The organism is Pseudomonas sp. BR20, from assembly GCF_050780135.1.
In the GTDB taxonomy this organism is placed as follows: Bacteria; Pseudomonadota; Gammaproteobacteria; order Pseudomonadales; family Pseudomonadaceae; genus Aquipseudomonas.
Map to the genome: position 1 here is coordinate 222,272 of NZ_CP172012.1, position 14,946 is coordinate 237,217.

At 61.3% G+C, this 14,946-nt stretch carries 15 protein-coding genes; 10 read left to right on the plus strand and 5 right to left on the minus strand.

All coding sequences use genetic code 11. The features are described from left to right. Positions 1-64: 64 nt before the first annotated feature. Positions 65-571, minus strand: a complete 507-nt coding sequence (def, locus tag ACHPFG_RS00980) for a peptide deformylase (RefSeq protein WP_005783383.1) — start codon at positions 569-571, stop codon at positions 65-67. A 136-nt stretch (positions 572-707) separates the two neighbouring features. Between def and ACHPFG_RS00985 the strand changes: the two genes are divergently transcribed. The 3 genes from ACHPFG_RS00985 to ACHPFG_RS00995 all read left to right on the plus strand — a co-directional run bounded on the left by ACHPFG_RS00985 (position 708) and on the right by ACHPFG_RS00995 (position 3,284). Continuing rightward, entirely contained in the window at positions 708-1,484 is a 777-nt protein-coding gene (locus tag ACHPFG_RS00985) for a peptidoglycan-binding protein (RefSeq protein ID WP_431701359.1), read from the plus strand. Positions 1,485-1,547: 63 nt separating this feature from the next. Beyond that, positions 1,548-2,651: a DNA-processing protein DprA gene (gene dprA / locus ACHPFG_RS00990; RefSeq protein ID WP_131699615.1), complete on the plus strand. Its 1,104-nt coding sequence runs from the start codon at positions 1,548-1,550 to the stop codon at positions 2,649-2,651. A 75-nt stretch (positions 2,652-2,726) separates the two neighbouring features. Then, on the plus strand, positions 2,727-3,284 hold the full coding sequence (locus tag ACHPFG_RS00995; RefSeq protein ID WP_027608149.1) for an L-threonylcarbamoyladenylate synthase: 558 nt from the start codon (positions 2,727-2,729) through the stop codon (positions 3,282-3,284). 102 nt (positions 3,285-3,386) lie between these two features. Here the strand turns inward: ACHPFG_RS00995 and ACHPFG_RS01000 are convergent, their stop codons facing one another. After that, positions 3,387-4,364: a quinone oxidoreductase family protein gene (locus tag ACHPFG_RS01000; protein ID WP_431701360.1), complete on the minus strand. Its 978-nt coding sequence runs from the start codon at positions 4,362-4,364 to the stop codon at positions 3,387-3,389. 160 nt (positions 4,365-4,524) lie between these two features. Between ACHPFG_RS01000 and hemF the strand changes: the two genes are divergently transcribed. Together hemF and aroE are read left to right on the plus strand one after the other, a co-directional pair. Continuing rightward, complete coding sequence (gene hemF, locus ACHPFG_RS01005) at positions 4,525-5,457, plus strand: oxygen-dependent coproporphyrinogen oxidase (RefSeq protein ID WP_431701361.1); 933 nt, start codon at positions 4,525-4,527, stop codon at positions 5,455-5,457. Beyond that, positions 5,457-6,275 carry a shikimate dehydrogenase gene (gene aroE / locus ACHPFG_RS01010; RefSeq protein WP_431701362.1) on the plus strand — a complete coding sequence of 273 codons (819 nt, stop codon included), beginning with the start codon at positions 5,457-5,459 and terminating at the stop codon, positions 6,273-6,275. Before hemF ends, aroE begins: the two co-directional genes overlap by 1 nt. A gap of 29 nt (positions 6,276-6,304) precedes the next feature. On the opposite strand, the gene ACHPFG_RS01015 is transcribed toward aroE, so the two are convergent. The 3 genes from ACHPFG_RS01015 to betC form a co-directional block, all read right to left on the minus strand. Further along, positions 6,305-7,870: a SulP family inorganic anion transporter gene (locus ACHPFG_RS01015; protein WP_431701363.1), complete on the minus strand. Its 1,566-nt coding sequence runs from the start codon at positions 7,868-7,870 to the stop codon at positions 6,305-6,307. Between the two features lie 159 nt (positions 7,871-8,029). Beyond that, positions 8,030-8,944 (minus strand): choline ABC transporter substrate-binding protein, encoded by a 915-nt coding sequence (gene choX, locus ACHPFG_RS01020; RefSeq protein WP_431701364.1) that lies wholly within the window; start codon positions 8,942-8,944, stop codon positions 8,030-8,032. Positions 8,945-8,959: 15 nt separating this feature from the next. Further along, positions 8,960-10,474: a choline-sulfatase gene (gene betC / locus ACHPFG_RS01025; protein WP_431701365.1), complete on the minus strand. Its 1,515-nt coding sequence runs from the start codon at positions 10,472-10,474 to the stop codon at positions 8,960-8,962. A 103-nt stretch (positions 10,475-10,577) separates the two neighbouring features. Between betC and ACHPFG_RS01030 the strand changes: the two genes are divergently transcribed. The 5 genes from ACHPFG_RS01030 (at position 10,578) to dgoD (ending at position 14,849) form a co-directional block, all read left to right on the plus strand. After that, positions 10,578-11,528: a choline sulfate utilization transcriptional regulator gene (locus tag ACHPFG_RS01030; RefSeq protein WP_431701366.1), complete on the plus strand. Its 951-nt coding sequence runs from the start codon at positions 10,578-10,580 to the stop codon at positions 11,526-11,528. Between the two features lie 31 nt (positions 11,529-11,559). Further along, on the plus strand, positions 11,560-11,886 hold the full coding sequence (locus tag ACHPFG_RS01035) for a DOPA 4,5-dioxygenase family protein (RefSeq protein ID WP_131699609.1): 327 nt from the start codon (positions 11,560-11,562) through the stop codon (positions 11,884-11,886). Between the two features lie 178 nt (positions 11,887-12,064). Continuing rightward, the gene (locus ACHPFG_RS01040) at positions 12,065-13,030 is read left to right on the plus strand and encodes a 2-dehydro-3-deoxygalactonokinase (RefSeq protein WP_431701367.1); all 966 of its coding nucleotides are present in this window, start codon (positions 12,065-12,067) and stop codon (positions 13,028-13,030) included. A 1-nt stretch (position 13,031) separates the two neighbouring features. Then, entirely contained in the window at positions 13,032-13,652 is a 621-nt protein-coding gene (locus tag ACHPFG_RS01045) for a 2-dehydro-3-deoxy-6-phosphogalactonate aldolase (RefSeq protein WP_131699607.1), read from the plus strand. Between the two features lie 48 nt (positions 13,653-13,700). Next, entirely contained in the window at positions 13,701-14,849 is a 1,149-nt protein-coding gene (dgoD, locus tag ACHPFG_RS01050) for a galactonate dehydratase (protein ID WP_003170741.1), read from the plus strand. The last annotated feature ends 97 nt before the right edge of the window (positions 14,850-14,946 follow it).

Sequence of the window (14,946 nt, forward strand, 5' to 3'; positions counted from 1 at the left end):
GTCTCGGTTAAAAGCAGTCACAAAAGAAAAAGGCTTGCCGCAGCAAGCCTTTGGAAGGAGGGCATCAAGCTTGCTGGCGATGCTTTTTTTCCAGCTTCTTCTTGATCCGGTCGCGTTTGAGCGTGGACAGGTAATCGACAAACAGCTTGCCGTTGAGGTGGTCGCATTCGTGCTGGATGCACACGGCCAGCAGGCCTTCGGCGATCAGTTCGAACGGCTTGCCGTCGCGGTCCAGGGCCTTGATCTTCACGCGCAACGGGCGTTCGACGTTCTCGTAGAACTCCGGCACCGACAGGCAACCTTCCTGGTATTCGCCCATCTCGTCGGTCAGCGGTTCGAACTCGGGGTTGATGTACACCCGTGGTTCGCTGCGATCTTCCGACAGGTCCATGACCACGACGCGCAGATGCACGTTGACCTGGGTGGCGGCGAGGCCAATACCCGGGGCTTCATACATTGTTTCAAACATGTCATCGACCAGCTGACGAACCTTGTCGTCCACTACGGCCACCGGCTTGGCGATTGTGCGCAGGCGCGAGTCGGGGAATTCGAGGATGTTCAAAATAGCCATAAGCGTAATTGCTGCACATGTGAGGTAGAGGCAAATCGGCGGTGGGAATGGACCCATACGGCCGGTGTGAAACGCCCGAAAGCCGCGAAGGCTGTGGCATTTCACGCGAACGCACATAATAAAGGAGATTCACCCCATGAGGAAATCGCTACTCGTCTTGCTGCTATGGGCCCCGTTCGCCATGGCCCTGCTTCCACAACCCGGCCTGCGGTTGGATCAGGCGACGCAACAGGCCATCCAGCGGTTTTTGTTACATAACCGCATTCTCGATAGCCCCATGGACCTGGACAACGCGCCCTACATCGTCGCGGCAGAGACGGGGCGGGTGTTGGGTGCCAATGGCGAGCGCGTGCATGCCCGCGGAGCGCTGGACCCGTCTCAGCCAAGCTATGGGATTTTCCGCCGAGGCAAGATCTACAAAGACCCTGAAACCCATGAACTGCTGGGCGTCAACGCCGACGATATCGGCACCGCGCGCTTTGTGATGGCCGGAGACCTCAGCACCCTGGCGGTGCAACGGGTCACCCAGGAGGTGCGCCCCGGCGACCGTCTGCTCCGTACCGAACCGCCTGTTTTGGGAGGAAGACCCGAGGCGCTGCACCCTACACCTTTCATCCAGGGGCAAATCATTGATATTCCCAAGGGTGTTACCCAGGTCGGCGTGTTGGACACCGTGACTCTGAACAAGGGCCGACGCGACGGTCTGGTGGAGGGCCAGTTGTTGGCCGTCATCAAAACCGGCGGCACCGTACGCGACACCCTCACTGGCGCTCCGGTGAAGCTTCCCGATGAGCGTGCCGGCACCCTGCTGGTGTTTCGCACCTACGAAAAGCTCAGCTACGGCCTGGTCCTCAGTGCCTCGCGCGCGCTGGCGATAACGGACCGTTTCGAGACTGCCCCTCAAGCGCAATAAATAGCCTGCTAAATAAGTTACCAACAGAGTTATCCACAGCTTGTTCCGGTCAAGGATGATCAGATGTTTCCGATAAACAGCAGTGAAATTTCCCCTTCAGAACTGGAAGCCCGCCTACGCTTGCACAGGTTGCCGGAAGTAGGCCCGAAGCGTTTTAGGTTGTTGATCGAAGCGTTCGGTAGTGCCTCAAAGGCCATCAGTGCCCCTGCCAGTGCCTGGCGTTCTCTGGGATTGCCGCCCATCAGCGCCGATGCCCGACGTAGCCATGAAATTCGCGACGGTGCCAGTGAGGCATTGGCATGGTTGGAGCGTCAGGGCCAGCATTTGCTGATGTGGGACCAACCTGAGTACCCGGCACTGCTCGCCCAGATAGACGACGCCCCGCCGCTTTTATTCGTCGCTGGCGACCCCGGGATCCTGGAAAAACCGCAACTGGCGATGGTCGGCAGCCGCCGTGCATCCCGCCCCGGCATGGACACGGCCGCAGCATTTTCCCGCAGCCTGGCGAGCGCCGGTTTTGTCATCACCAGTGGCCTTGCGCTGGGTATCGACGGTGCGGCCCATCAAGCTGCTTTGGATGTGGGGGGTCATACAATCGGTGTACTCGGCACGGGCCTGGAAAATCTTTATCCACAGCGCCATCGGCGGCTTGCGGCGGCGATGATTGCCCAGGGCAGCGCCGTGGTTTCTGAGTTTCCGCTGGACGCCGCTCCCCAGGCCGGTAACTTTCCTCGGCGCAACCGCATCATCAGCGGCCTGTCCCTGGGCGTGCTGGTGGTGGAAGCCAGCATGGCCAGCGGCTCGCTGATCACCGCCAAGCTTGCGGCCGAGCAAGGGCGAGAGGTGTATGCGATCCCTGGCTCCATCCATCATCCCGGGGCCAAGGGCTGTCACCAGTTGATCCGTGATGGCGCGATGCTGGTGGAGACCATTGAACACATCCTCGAAGGTTTGCGTGGCTGGCAGGCATTGTCGCGCCCGGCGCCGATGCCCGTCATACATCCGTTGGTGGCGCTGTTGCACGCGGCACCCCATACCAGCGAAGCCCTGGCGATTGCCAGCGGGCGCTCGTTGGCCCAGGTGCTGGCGACCCTCACGGAGTTGGAGCTTGAAGGCCAGGTGATCTGCGAAAGCGGGCGCTGGCTTGCGCGTCACCAGCTTTTGTAGCGGCCGGTTTTTTGGAACTAGGTTTTGTAAAGAAGATCGGTAAACTGCCCAGAGCTTTAGTCCGGAGAGTAAACAATGGTCAACAGGTGGCGTGTGCTGGAAGCCGCACGAGAAATTCGCGCAGGCGCGGTGATTGCCTATCCAACCGAAGCGGTCTGGGGCCTGGGCTGTGATCCTTGGAACGAAGAGGCGGTGGATCGGCTGCTGGCGATCAAGAACCGTTCGGTGGACAAGGGCCTGATCCTGGTGGCAGACAATATTCGCCAGTTCGACTTTCTGTTCGAAGACTTCCCGGATACCTGGATCGAACGCATGGCCAGCACCTGGCCTGGGCCGAATACCTGGCTGGTACCGCATCAGGATTTGTTGCCGGAATGGGTCACCGGTGTGCATGACACGGTGGCGCTGCGGGTGAGCGATCATCCACTGGTACGGGATTTGTGCGCGCTGGTGGGACCGTTGATTTCTACCTCAGCCAACCCCCAGGGCCGCCCGGCGGCGCGCACGCGGATTCGTGTGGAGCAGTATTTCCGCGGGCAGGTGGATTTGGTTTTGGGTGGTGCCTTGGGTGGGCGCAAGAACCCGAGCCTGATTCGTGATTTGGCAACGGGTGAGGTGGTGCGGCCTTCCTGAGACCGCGTCGCATCCATCGCGGGCAAGCGACCTCCCACATTGAACCGCGTCCGTTATGACAACACGGTCAAATGTGGGAGGCGCTTGCCCCCGAAGGTTCCCTCACGGCAACAGAATTGTCGACCCAGTGGTACGCCGCCCCGACAACTCCGTCTGTGCCTTCGCCGCGTCTGCCAGCGAATACCGCTGGTTGATATCAATGCGCACCTTGCCGCTCTTGATCATCGAAAACAGATCATCCGCCATCACCTGCAAGTTCGCCGGATTGTTGGCGTAGGTCGCCAGGGTCGGCCGTGTCACGTATAGCGAGCCTTTGGCAGCGAGTATCCCCAGGTTCACCCCATCCACCGCGCCCGAAGCATTGCCGAAGCTCACCACCAGGCCACGTGGTGCCACGCTGTCCAATGAGGTCAGCCAGGTGTCCTTGCCGACACCGTCGTACACCACGGGCACCTTTTTTCCGTCGGTCAATTCCAGCACGCGTTGTGCGACGTTTTCCTTGCTGTAGTCGATGGTTTCCCACGCGCCGAGGGATTTGGCCAGGGCGGCTTTTTCCGGCGAGCTGACGGTACCGATCAGCTTCACGCCCAGTGCCTTGGCCCATTGGCAGGCCAGGGAGCCCACGCCACCAGCAGCGGCGTGGAACAGGATGGTCTCGCCAGCTTTCAGCTCATAGGTCTGGCGCAGCAGGTATTGCACGGTCAGGCCCTTGAGCATGGCGCCGGCGGCTTGTTCGAAGCTGATGTCGTCCGGCAGGTGCACCAGGTTGGCGGCGGGCAGCACGTGCAATTCGCTGTAGGCCCCGAGCGGGCCACTGCCGTAGGCCACGCGGTCACCGACTTTAAATTGCGTGACTTCGCCGCCCACCGCATCAACCACGCCGGCGCCTTCTGCGCCCAACCCCGATGGCAGGGCCGGCGGCGCGTAAAGGCCGCTGCGGAAATAGGTATCGATGAAGTTCAGGCCAATCGCCTCGTTACGCACTCGAACCTGCTGCGGGCCCGGCTCTGCCGGTGTGTAGCTCACATATTCAAGTACGTCGGGGCCGCCATGGGCACTGAACTGGATACGTTTGGCCATCTGCACATCTCCTTGGGTCGATCTCGCGTAGCTCCCTATCGGACTCCTAAGCTTGATCTTCGTCAACTGTGGCGACATGGAGTGCAGTGGTATCCTGTGCGCCCATTTGCCGCCGACGCCCCACGGCCTCGCGTAGCTTTGCCCGATTCAAGGTGATGCCATGACTACCCGCACCGAGGCTGTAAAGGCCTACCTGCTCGACCTGCAAGACCGCATTTGCAGCGCCCTGGAAACCTTCGAGACGGACACTCGCTTTATCGAAGACGCCTGGACCCGGCCTGCCGGCGGTGGCGGTCGCACCCGTGTGATCGAAAACGGTTCGGTCATCGAAAAGGGCGGCGTTAACTTTTCCCACGTGTTCGGCAGCGGCCTTCCTCCGTCAGCCAGTGCGCATCGCCCTGAACTGGCCGGTCGCGGCTTTGAAGCCCTGGGCGTGTCGCTGGTGATTCATCCGCACAACCCGCACGTGCCGACGTCCCACGCCAACGTGCGTTTTTTCATCGCCGAAAAAGAAGGCGAAGAGCCGGTGTGGTGGTTCGGTGGTGGCTTCGACCTCACGCCCTACTACGGCAACGAAGAAGACTGCATTCACTGGCACCGCGTGGCCGAGCAGGCCTGCGCGCCCTTTGGCCCGGACGTTTACTCGCGCTACAAGGCCTGGTGCGATACCTACTTCCACATCAAGCACCGCAACGAGCCCCGTGGCATCGGCGGCCTGTTCTTCGATGACTTGAACGAGTGGGACTTCGACACCTGCTTCGCGTTTATCCGCGCCATCGGCGATGCCTACATCGACGCCTACCTGCCGATTGTGCAGCGCCGCAAAGCCAGCGCTTATACCGAACAGCAACGCCAGTTCCAGGAATTCCGTCGCGGCCGTTACGTGGAATTCAACCTGGTCTATGACCGTGGCACTTTGTTCGGCCTGCAATCGGGCGGCCGTACCGAGTCGATCCTGATGTCGCTGCCGCCCCAAGTGCGCTGGAGCTACGACTGGAAAGCCGAGGCCGGCAGCGAAGAAGCGCGCCTCACCGACTACTTCCTGCAAGACCGCGACTGGCTGGGCGCCGCCGCGCCCAAGGCGGCTGTCTGATGGATCATTATGTGGTGTTCGGCAACCCCATCGGCCACAGCAAGTCGCCGCTGATTCACCGTATGTTCGCTGAGCAGACCGGCGAGCAACTGGACTACAGCACCTTGCTCGCGCCCCTGGAGGATTTCACCGGCTGTGCCCGTGAGTTTTTCCAACAGGGCCGAGGTGCCAACGTTACCGTGCCGTTCAAGGAAGACGCCTACCGCCTGGCCAACAGCCTCACCGAACGCGCCCAGCGTGCCGGGGCGGTGAACACCTTGAGCAAACTGGCTGACGGCACGTTGCTCGGCGACAACACCGACGGCGCCGGCCTGGTACGTGACCTGACGGTAAACGCCGGCTTGAATCTGCAAGGCAAACGCATCCTGTTGCTGGGCGCGGGTGGCGCGGTAAGGGGCGCGTTGGAGCCGTTGCTGGCTGAACGGCCTGCTTCGTTGATCATCGCCAACCGCACCGTGGAAAAAGCCGAATTGCTCGCCGAGCTGTTCGACGACCTGGGCCCGGTGTCTGCCAGTGGTTTCGACTGGCTGCGTGAGCCGGTGGACGTGATCATCAATGCCACGTCCGCCAGCCTGTCAGGCGATATACCGCCGATTGCCGGCAGCCTGATCGAACCGGGCAACACGTTTTGCTACGACATGATGTACGCCAAGGAACCGACTGCGTTCTGCCGTTGGGCCAGTGAGCAAGGCGCAGCCGTGGCGATGGATGGCCTGGGCATGCTGGTGGAGCAAGCGGCTGAAGCGTTCTTCCTGTGGCGCGGTGTGCGCCCGGATTCGGCGCCGGTGTTGGCCGAACTGCGCCGCCAGCTGGCCTGACACTAAACAAAATGTGGGAGGGTATTCAGTCATTCGAAATGAATGGGGCAGTTGTCCGCCCCCTCAAGTTTTCTCAACTCCTCGACGACTTGCGGCCTGGCGCGGCGCAATGTCAGGCTACGGCCCAGCCCCCTAAGGCGACGCGCCTCCTGGTGCAGCATCTCCACCCCGGAATAGTCGATAAAGTTGATCTGCTGCGCCTCGATCACCACCCGTTCACCCTGCAAGCTTTGCAGGCGCACTTGCAGGTAATGGCTGGCGCCAAAGAAGATCGACCCACCCACCCGCAACACATCCTCTTCTCCATCACGCCATTGTTGAACCCGTGGCTGTGAGGTGCGCTTGAGGTAGAAAAACAACGACGCCAACACCCCCGCATAAATCGCCGTTTGCAACTCCAGCAGCAAGGTGGCGACACAGGTCAGGCTCATCACCACGAATTCTGCACGGCTCACGCGGAACAACGCACGGATACCCCGCCGATCCACCAGGCCCCAGGAAATCAGCAAGATGCTGGCGGCCATGCTCGGGATGGGAATATGCGCGATCAGTGCGGCGCCAAACAGCGCAAACAAGGCCACCCACAATGCGGAAAAAAACCCTGCCAGCGGCGAACAGGCGCCTGCCTCATAGCTGAGGCCGGAGCGGGTGAAGGACCCTGCCGACAGATACCCGGAGAAAAATCCGCCAACGATGTTGGATAAACCCTGCGCACGAACTTCCTGGTTGGCATCAAGCAATTGTTGCGAGCGTGCCGACAGCGAACGCGCAATCGACAGGCTGGTCACCAGCCCGAGCATGCCCACCGCAACGGCGCTGGGCAGCAGGCGCAGGATCATGTCCAGATCCAGCGGCAACGGGCTGAACGGCGGCAGCTTGCCGATAAACGAACTGACCAGCGCCACATGCCCGAACGCCCCCGGCCACAGCCAGGCTGCCAGGCTGCCCAAGCCCAGGGCGATCAGCAGCGTTGGCCAGCGAGGCACAAGGTATTTGAGCAGTGCGCCCACCAGCAAAGTACCGAGCCCAAGGGCAAGGGATGCGTGGTCCCACTCGCCAGCGTGGTCGATCAGCGCCAGCAGGCTATTAATCGCCGTGGCCTGGCTCGGTAAATCCAGGCCCAGCAGATTAGGCAGCTGCCCCAGGGCAATCACCACGGCGGCGCCCAAGGTGAAACCCAGCACCACCGAATGCGAGACGAAGTTCACCAGCGCACCAAAGCGCAGCATGCCCAGCAGCCACTGGAACACCCCGGCCAGGAATGTCAGCAACAGGATCAGGGTGATGTAGTCCTGAGACCCCGGCACGGCCAATGGGCTGACGCTGGCGTACAGCACGATGGAAATCGCCGCCGTGGGGCCACAGATCAGGTGCCAGGATGAACCCCACAGGCACGCGATCAGCACCGGGATGATCGCGGCGTACAGACCGTACTCTGGTGGGAGACCGGCGATCAGCGCGTAGGCAATCGATTGGGGCAGCGCGAGCACAGCGCCGCTGAGGCCGACCAGCGCGTCCCGTCCGACGCTGGCGCGCGTCTGGCGCGCAAGCCAACTGAGGAAGGGGAAGAGTGTATGGCGGTTGGGCCGGGGCATTTATAACTCGGCTGAAAAGGTTTGACTCAGGGTATCAGTACACACGGGTCCTTGTGGGAGGGGGCTTGCTCCCGATATAGGTGGACCCGTCTAAATCTCTCTGACTGGCACTCCGCTATCGGGAGCAAGCCCCCTCCCACATTGGAATAGCGCAAGGCCCTAGAGTTTGGCTTTGACTGCGGCCAACGCATCCTGGCCATCCACGGTTTTCACGCCATCCAGCCATTTATCCAGCACCGCCGGGTTCGCCTTGATCCACGCCTTCGCCGCCTCGGCATTGCTGACTTTTTTGTTGACCACCTCAGCCATGATGCTGTTCTCCATCTCCTGGGTGAAACTCAGGTTGGTCAGCAGCTTGCCTACGTTGGGGCAGGCCTGTGCATAACCTTTACGGGTCAAGGTATACACGCTGCCGGTGTCACCAAAGTATTTCTCGCCGCCTTTGAGGTAGTGCATTTTCAACTGCACGTTCATCGGGTGCGGTGTCCAACCGAGGAAGGTGACGAATTTCTGCTTCTTCACCGCCCGTGATACTTCCGCCAGCATCGCCTGTTCACTGGATTCGATCAGCTTCCACTGGCCGAGGTCGAAGTCATTCTTCTTGATGATCTCCTGCAGCGAGATATTCGCCGGCGCGCCCGAGCCGATGCCGTAGATCTTCTTGTCGAACTTGTCGGCAAATTTGTTCAGGTCGGCAAAGTCATGCACCCCGGCATCCCAGACATAATCCGGCACGGCGAGGGTGAACTCGGTGCCGTCGAGGTTCTTCGCCAGTTGCACCACATCGCCGTTGGCCACGAACTTGTCGTAGAAACCTTGCTGCGCCGGCATCCAGTTACCCAGGAATACATCCACCTGACCGTCCTTGAGCCCGCCAAAGGTAATCGGCACCGCGAGGGTGTCGACCTTGGCCTTGTAGCCCATGCCGTTGAGCAGAAACCCGGTGATGGCATTGGTGGCGGCGATATCGCTCCAGCCTGGGTCGGCCATCTTTACCGTGTCACAGCTGGTGTCCGCATACGCATTGGCGCTACTGAGCACTAACATGCCCACTACCGCAGTTAACTTTTGCATGGCCTTCCCTCAGTGTTATTGGTTTTGGCAGGGTTGTGGATAACGTGCCTTGCGCTCCAGGTCGTCGAGGTCGATATGGTTGCGCATGTATTGCTGACTGGCGTCTACCAGTGGCTGGTGATCCCAGCTCTTCAGCTTGCCTTCGGTCAGCGCCTCGAACACCAGGCGACGACGGCGTTGGCTGGCGAGCACCTGCTGGTGGATCGCCGGGATGTCCCATTTGGCCCGCGCTTCATTCAAAAACGCCTCGAACAGTGGTCGGTGTTCCGGTGACTGGCTGAGGTCTTCCCGCTCGTGCGGGTCGTTGTGCACATCGAACAGTAGACAAGGGTCGTCTTCGCTGTAGATGAATTTGCAGGCGCCGCGGCGAATCATCATCAGTGGGCTGATGGTGCCTTCGGCCATGTATTCGCCAAAGACTTCGTCGTGCCCGCACTGCCCCTGCAAGTGCGGGACCAGCGAGCGGCCGTCCAGCGGCAGGCGCGGGTCCAGCTCGCCGCCGGCAAGTTCCACCAGAGTGGGCAGCAGGTCGGCGGTAGACACGGCCTTGGTCACCCGGCCCGGCGCAAATTGCCCCGGGGCACTGACCAGCAGCGGCACGCGGGCGGCCATTTCAAACCAGTGCATTTTGTACCAGAGGCCGCGCTCGCCGAGCATGTCGCCGTGGTCGCCGGAGAAGATGATGATGGTGTCGTCGGCCAGGCCGGTGTCTTCCAGGGTTTGCAGCAGCTTGCCGACATTGCTGTCGATGTAGCTGCACGCGCCGAAGTAGGCGCGGCGGGCGTCGCGGATTTTATCCACAGGCAGCGGCTTGTCCCACAGGTCATAGACCTTGAGCAGACGCTGGGAATGCGGGTCGAGATCTTCCTGGTTCGGCGTTGCAGGCAAAGGGATGTCGTTATCGTCGTACAGGTCCCAGAACGGCTTGGGAATGGTGTACGGGTCGTGGGGATGGGTCATCGACACGGTCAGGCAGAACGGCTGGTCGCCGTCTTCGCGGATGTGGTCGAACAGGTATTGCTGGGCCTTGAACACCACCTCTTCGTCGAAATCCAGCTGGTTGGTACGCACGCACGGGCCGGCTTGCAGCACCGAGGACATGTTGTGGTACCAGGTGGGGCGTACGTCCGGCTCATCCCAGTTCACCGCCCAGCCATAGTCGGCGGGATAGATGTCGCTGGTCAGGCGTTCTTCATAGCCGTGCAGTTGGTCGGGGCCGCAGAAGTGCATCTTGCCCGACAGCGCGGTGCGATAACCGAGGCGCCTCAGGTAGTGGGCATAGGTCGGCACATCGGCGGGGAAATCCGCCGCGTTGTCGTAGGCGCCGATCTTGCTCGGCAATTGGCCGCTGACCAGGGTGAAGCGTGACGGTGCACACAGCGGGCTGTTGCAATAGGCCGCGTCGAACACCACGCCCTGTTCGGCGAGGCGACTCAAATTCGGCAGCTTGATAGGGGAAGGTCCGTAGAACGGAAGCATCGGCGCGGCCATTTGATCGGCCATGATGAAAAGAATGTTCTTGCGCTTCATAGGTCTTCGGCATTCCATAGGCGGTGTTTATGCGAATGAGCATGCAGCCCATGAAAAATGGGGTAAAGCCCATGACGAGCAATGTCTAGGATAAGCACAGCTTATGTATGAAGCCCTTGGAGACCTGTCCCTCGACCTGCTACGCGCGTTCGAGGCGGCCGCGCGCCATCGCAGCTTTACCGCAGCAGCGATGGAGCTGGGCACCACTCAGCCGGCCATCAGCCAGCAGATCAAGCGCCTGGAAGAACAACTGGCGATCCGCCTGTTTGACCGCATCTATCGGGGCATCGAACTGACCGACGCCGGCGCCCTGCTGTTCGAGCATGTGCAAGGCGGTTTGCAGAGCATCAACCAGGGCCTCAGTGTGATTACCCAGCAGGACCAGCACGAAGTGCTGCAAGTGGCCACAGACTTTGCGTTCGCTGCCTACTGGCTGATGCCGCGCCTGCATCGCTTCCACGCTGCCAACCCGCAGGTGGACGTGAGCCTGGTGACCAGCGAGCGCAACCACGCCACCTTGCGCAGCGATATCGATGTGGCGGTGCTGTTTGGCGATGGTCGTTTCAAGCAGGGCGACAGCCTTTGGCTGTTCAACGAGGAAGTGTTTCCGGTGTGCAGCCCGCAGTGGCTCAAGGACCAGGCCACGCCGCTGACCCTGCAGAACTTGCACGACGTTCCTTTGCTGCACCTGCGCCAGGAAAACAACAACCAGTGGTTCGACTGGAGCGGCGTATTCCGCGAACTGGGCATCACCGCCGCGCCCACTCCCGGTCAGTTGCGCTTCGACAACTACACCCTGTTGATCCAGGCGGCGATTGCCGGCCAAGGTGTGGCGATCGGCTGGCGCCACCTGGTGGATAACCTGCTGGAGCAGAATTGGCTGTGCCGGCCGATCAGCAACACGGTAATTTCGCGCTTCGGCTATTACGTGGTGCAGCCCCAGCGCAAACGGCGGGGGCAGTTGGTCCAGCGTTTCGTCGACTGGCTGGTGGCGGAACAGGCCAGCAGCGCACAGTTCCTGACCGGGCTGGCACTGCCTTCCATTGCGGTCTAGGATTTGCCGCACATTGGATCCGGAGTCCGTCATGCAACGTATCAAGGGCTACCATGCCCATATCTACTTCGATGCCAGCACCCTCGATCAGGCGCGTGCCTTGTGCGAGGACGGCGCGAAACTGTTCCCGCTGCGCATGGGCCGCGTGCATGAGCGGCCCGTAGGCCCGCACCCGGACTGGAGCTGCCAGTTGGCGTTCGACCCCGAATACATTGGGGTGGTGCTGCCGTGGCTGGCGCTGCATCGCAATGGGCTGGTGGTGTTCCTGCACCCTGAAACCGGCGATGACCTGAAGGATCACACCGATTACGCGATCTGGATGGGTGCGATGCGCGAGCTGGACTTGTCGGCTTTTTAAACCCCTCCTTATCAGATAGAACCAGTTTCCTCCCGCAGTAAAAAGCTAGGAGGCTGTAGGATTTATCTCGTTTCATCTCAATATATGGGACAGTTATTTATATATTGAGATATTGCCAGCCGTAGGTTTATATTCGCCCATCTGCTTTTTTCAGCACCCACTCATTTCAGGTGAAGCGATGCAGGCGCAATTGATCGCGCTCGATTGGGGGACCAGCTCCCTTCGTGCTTACAAACTCGGTCCCGCGGGCGTAGTGCTGGAACAGCGCTCGCTGGCGTCGGGCATCATGCATTTGCCCAGCGAGCCCCGGGACATCGGCGGCGTTCGCTGCAGCGATGGCTTCGAGTTGGCGTTTGATGCAGCGTGCGGCGACTGGCTCGACGCCGAGCCAAACCTGGCGGTGATCGCCTGCGGCATGGTCGGCAGCGCCCAGGGTTGGAGCGAGGCGGCGTATCGCAGTACGCCGGTCGACGTCGCCAGCCTGGGCCAGGCGTTGCACAAGGTGCGCAGCCTGCGCGGTGTCGATGTGCATATCGTGCCCGGCGTGATCGAGCAGGTCGGTTTGCCCAATGTGATGCGCGGTGAAGAAACCCAGGTGCTGGGCGTGCTGCAAAGCCTGTCGGCCAGCGGTGAAATGCTGGTCGGCCTGCCCGGCAGCCATTCCAAATGGGTCGAGGTGGTGGAAGGCTGCATCACTCATTTCGACACCTTCATGACCGGTGAACTGTTCGCGGTGCTGAGCAAGCACAGCCTGCTTGGTCGTACGCAAAAGGTATCCGAGCAGTTCCAGGCCGAGGCCTTTGACCGCGGTGTTCAAGTGGCGCTGTCGAACGATGGCCAGCGTGGCGTGCTGTCGACCTTGTTCAGTGCGCGCACTCTGGGACTGACCGGCGAACTCACCCCTGAGCAGCAGCCCGACTACCTGTCCGGCCTGCTGATCGGCCATGAACTGGCCGGCTTGCCAGCCAGTGCACGGCACATTCCCATCATCCTGGTGGGCGCCGGCCTGCTCTGCGTGCGCTACCAACGCGCCCTCGCCCTCTGCGGTTTCGCCCACGTCAGCCTGGCGCAGGAAGCGACCGAGCGCGGGCTGTGGCAACTGGCAGTGGCCGCCGGGCTCACTCAACCTGCAATGGAGGCCTGACATGCTCAAGCAAGCACTCGCACAAAACGGTTTGATCGCCATTCTTCGCGGCATACGCCCGGACGAAGCCCAGGCGGTCGGCCAAGTGCTGTACGACGCCGGGTTTCGCGTGATCGAAGTCCCGCTCAATTCGCCGGACCCTTACACCAGCATTCGCACCCTGCGCGACAGCCTGCCCGCCGATTGCCTGATCGGCGCCGGCACGGTATTGACGCCTGGGCAGGTCGAACAAGTGAAAGCCGCCGGTGGCCAAGTGATCGTCATGCCCCATAGCGATGCCAAGGTCTTGCGCGCCGCGAAAGCCGCCGGCCTGTACCTGTCGCCGGGTGTGGCCACGCCCACCGAAGCGTTCGCGGCGTTGGACGAAGGTGCCGACGTGTTGAAGCTGTTCCCGGCCGAGCAAATGGGCCCTTCTGTGATCAAGGCTTGGCTGGCGGTATTGCCGGCAGGCACGTTGCTGCTGCCGGTAGGCGGCATTACCCCGGACAACATGCAGGTGTTTATCGACGCCGGCGCCAAGGGGTTCGGGCTGGGTTCCGGGTTGTTCAAACCGGGTATGACAGTGGATCAGGTAGCGAGCCGCGCCCAGGCTTATGTCGCCGCCTGGAAAGCCCTGAACTGAGATCAAGTTCCGCGCCCACAGGCGCTGCATCTATAAGAGAGATAACAGATGAAAATCACCAAACTGACGACCTTTATCGTCCCGCCGCGCTGGTGCTTCCTCAAGGTCGAAACCGACCAGGGCGTAACCGGTTGGGGTGAGCCCGTGGTCGAAGGCCGCGCTCACACCGTGGCGGCTGCCGTCGAGGAACTGTCCGACTACCTGATCGGCAAAGACCCACGCAATATCGAAGACATCTGGACCGTGCTCTACCGCGGTGGCTTCTATCGAGGCGGCGCCGTGCACATGAGTGCCCTCGCCGGCATCGACCAGGCGCTGTGGGACATCAAGGGCAAGGCTCTCGGCGTTTCCGTCAGCGACCTGTTGGGTGGCCAGGTGCGTGACAAGATCCGCGTGTACTCGTGGATCGGCGGCGATCGCCCCGCCGACACCGCCCGCGCCGCCAAAGAGGCCGTGGCCCGTGGTTTTACTGCGGTGAAAATGAACGGCACTGAAGAGTTGCAGTTCGTCGACAGCTTCGAAAAAGTCGACCTGGCCCTGGCCAACGTCGCGGCTGTGCGTGATGCGGTCGGCCCCAACGTAGGCATCGGCGTCGACTTCCATGGTCGTGTGCACAAGCCCATGGCCAAGGTGCTGATGAAAGAACTGGACCCCTACAAGCTGATGTTTATCGAAGAGCCGGTGCTCAGCGAAAACTACGAAGCCCTCAAGGAACTGGCGCCGCTGACCAGCACTCCGATTGCCCTGGGCGAGCGCCTGTTCTCGCGCTGGGACTTCAAGCGCGTGCTCAGCGAAGGCTACGTCGACATCATCCAGCCGGACGCTTCCCACGCAGGCGGTATCACCGAAACCCGCAAGATCGCCAACATGGCCGAAGCCTACGACGTGGCCCTGGCCCTGCACTGCCCGCTGGGCCCGATTGCGTTGGCGGCGTGCCTGCAACTGGATGCGGTTTGCTACAACGCGTTTATCCAGGAGCAAAGCCTGGGCATTCACTACAACGAGAGCAACGACCTGCTCGACTACGTGCGCGACCCGGGCGTGTTCGACTATGACCAGGGCTTTGTGAAGATCCCCAACGGGCCGGGCCTGGGGATCGAGATCAACGAGGAATACGTGATCGAACGTGCAGCCATCGGTCACCGCTGGCGCAACCCGATCTGGCGCCACGCCGACGGCAGTTTCGCCGAGTGGTGATGTCTGCCTGAAAGAACACGGTCAAACATGTGGGAGGGGGCTTGCCCCCTCCCACATGTTGATCCGGTTTCTGCAGAAGTCCCATCCTCAACAAGCA

What these genes read in the sequence shown, in the direction of transcription:
- ACHPFG_RS01045 (WP_131699607.1), top strand. Translation starts at nt 13,032, where the DNA reads ATGCTCAAGCAAGCACTCGCACAAAACGGTTTGATCGCCATTCTTCGC.
- dprA (WP_131699615.1), top strand. Translation starts at nt 1,548, where the DNA reads ATGTTTCCGATAAACAGCAGTGAAATTTCCCCTTCAGAACTGGAAGCC.
- betC (WP_431701365.1), bottom strand. Translation starts at nt 10,474, where the DNA reads ATGAAGCGCAAGAACATTCTTTTCATCATGGCCGATCAAATGGCCGCG.
- ACHPFG_RS01015 (WP_431701363.1), bottom strand. Translation starts at nt 7,870, where the DNA reads ATGCCCCGGCCCAACCGCCATACACTCTTCCCCTTCCTCAGTTGGCTT.
- ACHPFG_RS01000 (WP_431701360.1), bottom strand. Translation starts at nt 4,364, where the DNA reads ATGGCCAAACGTATCCAGTTCAGTGCCCATGGCGGCCCCGACGTACTT.
- choX (WP_431701364.1), bottom strand. Translation starts at nt 8,944, where the DNA reads ATGCAAAAGTTAACTGCGGTAGTGGGCATGTTAGTGCTCAGTAGCGCC.
- hemF (WP_431701361.1), top strand. Translation starts at nt 4,525, where the DNA reads ATGACTACCCGCACCGAGGCTGTAAAGGCCTACCTGCTCGACCTGCAA.
- ACHPFG_RS00995 (WP_027608149.1), top strand. Translation starts at nt 2,727, where the DNA reads ATGGTCAACAGGTGGCGTGTGCTGGAAGCCGCACGAGAAATTCGCGCA.
- ACHPFG_RS00985 (WP_431701359.1), top strand. Translation starts at nt 708, where the DNA reads ATGAGGAAATCGCTACTCGTCTTGCTGCTATGGGCCCCGTTCGCCATG.
- def (WP_005783383.1), bottom strand. Translation starts at nt 571, where the DNA reads ATGGCTATTTTGAACATCCTCGAATTCCCCGACTCGCGCCTGCGCACA.
- ACHPFG_RS01040 (WP_431701367.1), top strand. Translation starts at nt 12,065, where the DNA reads ATGCAGGCGCAATTGATCGCGCTCGATTGGGGGACCAGCTCCCTTCGT.
- dgoD (WP_003170741.1), top strand. Translation starts at nt 13,701, where the DNA reads ATGAAAATCACCAAACTGACGACCTTTATCGTCCCGCCGCGCTGGTGC.
- ACHPFG_RS01030 (WP_431701366.1), top strand. Translation starts at nt 10,578, where the DNA reads ATGTATGAAGCCCTTGGAGACCTGTCCCTCGACCTGCTACGCGCGTTC.
- aroE (WP_431701362.1), top strand. Translation starts at nt 5,457, where the DNA reads ATGGATCATTATGTGGTGTTCGGCAACCCCATCGGCCACAGCAAGTCG.
- ACHPFG_RS01035 (WP_131699609.1), top strand. Translation starts at nt 11,560, where the DNA reads ATGCAACGTATCAAGGGCTACCATGCCCATATCTACTTCGATGCCAGC.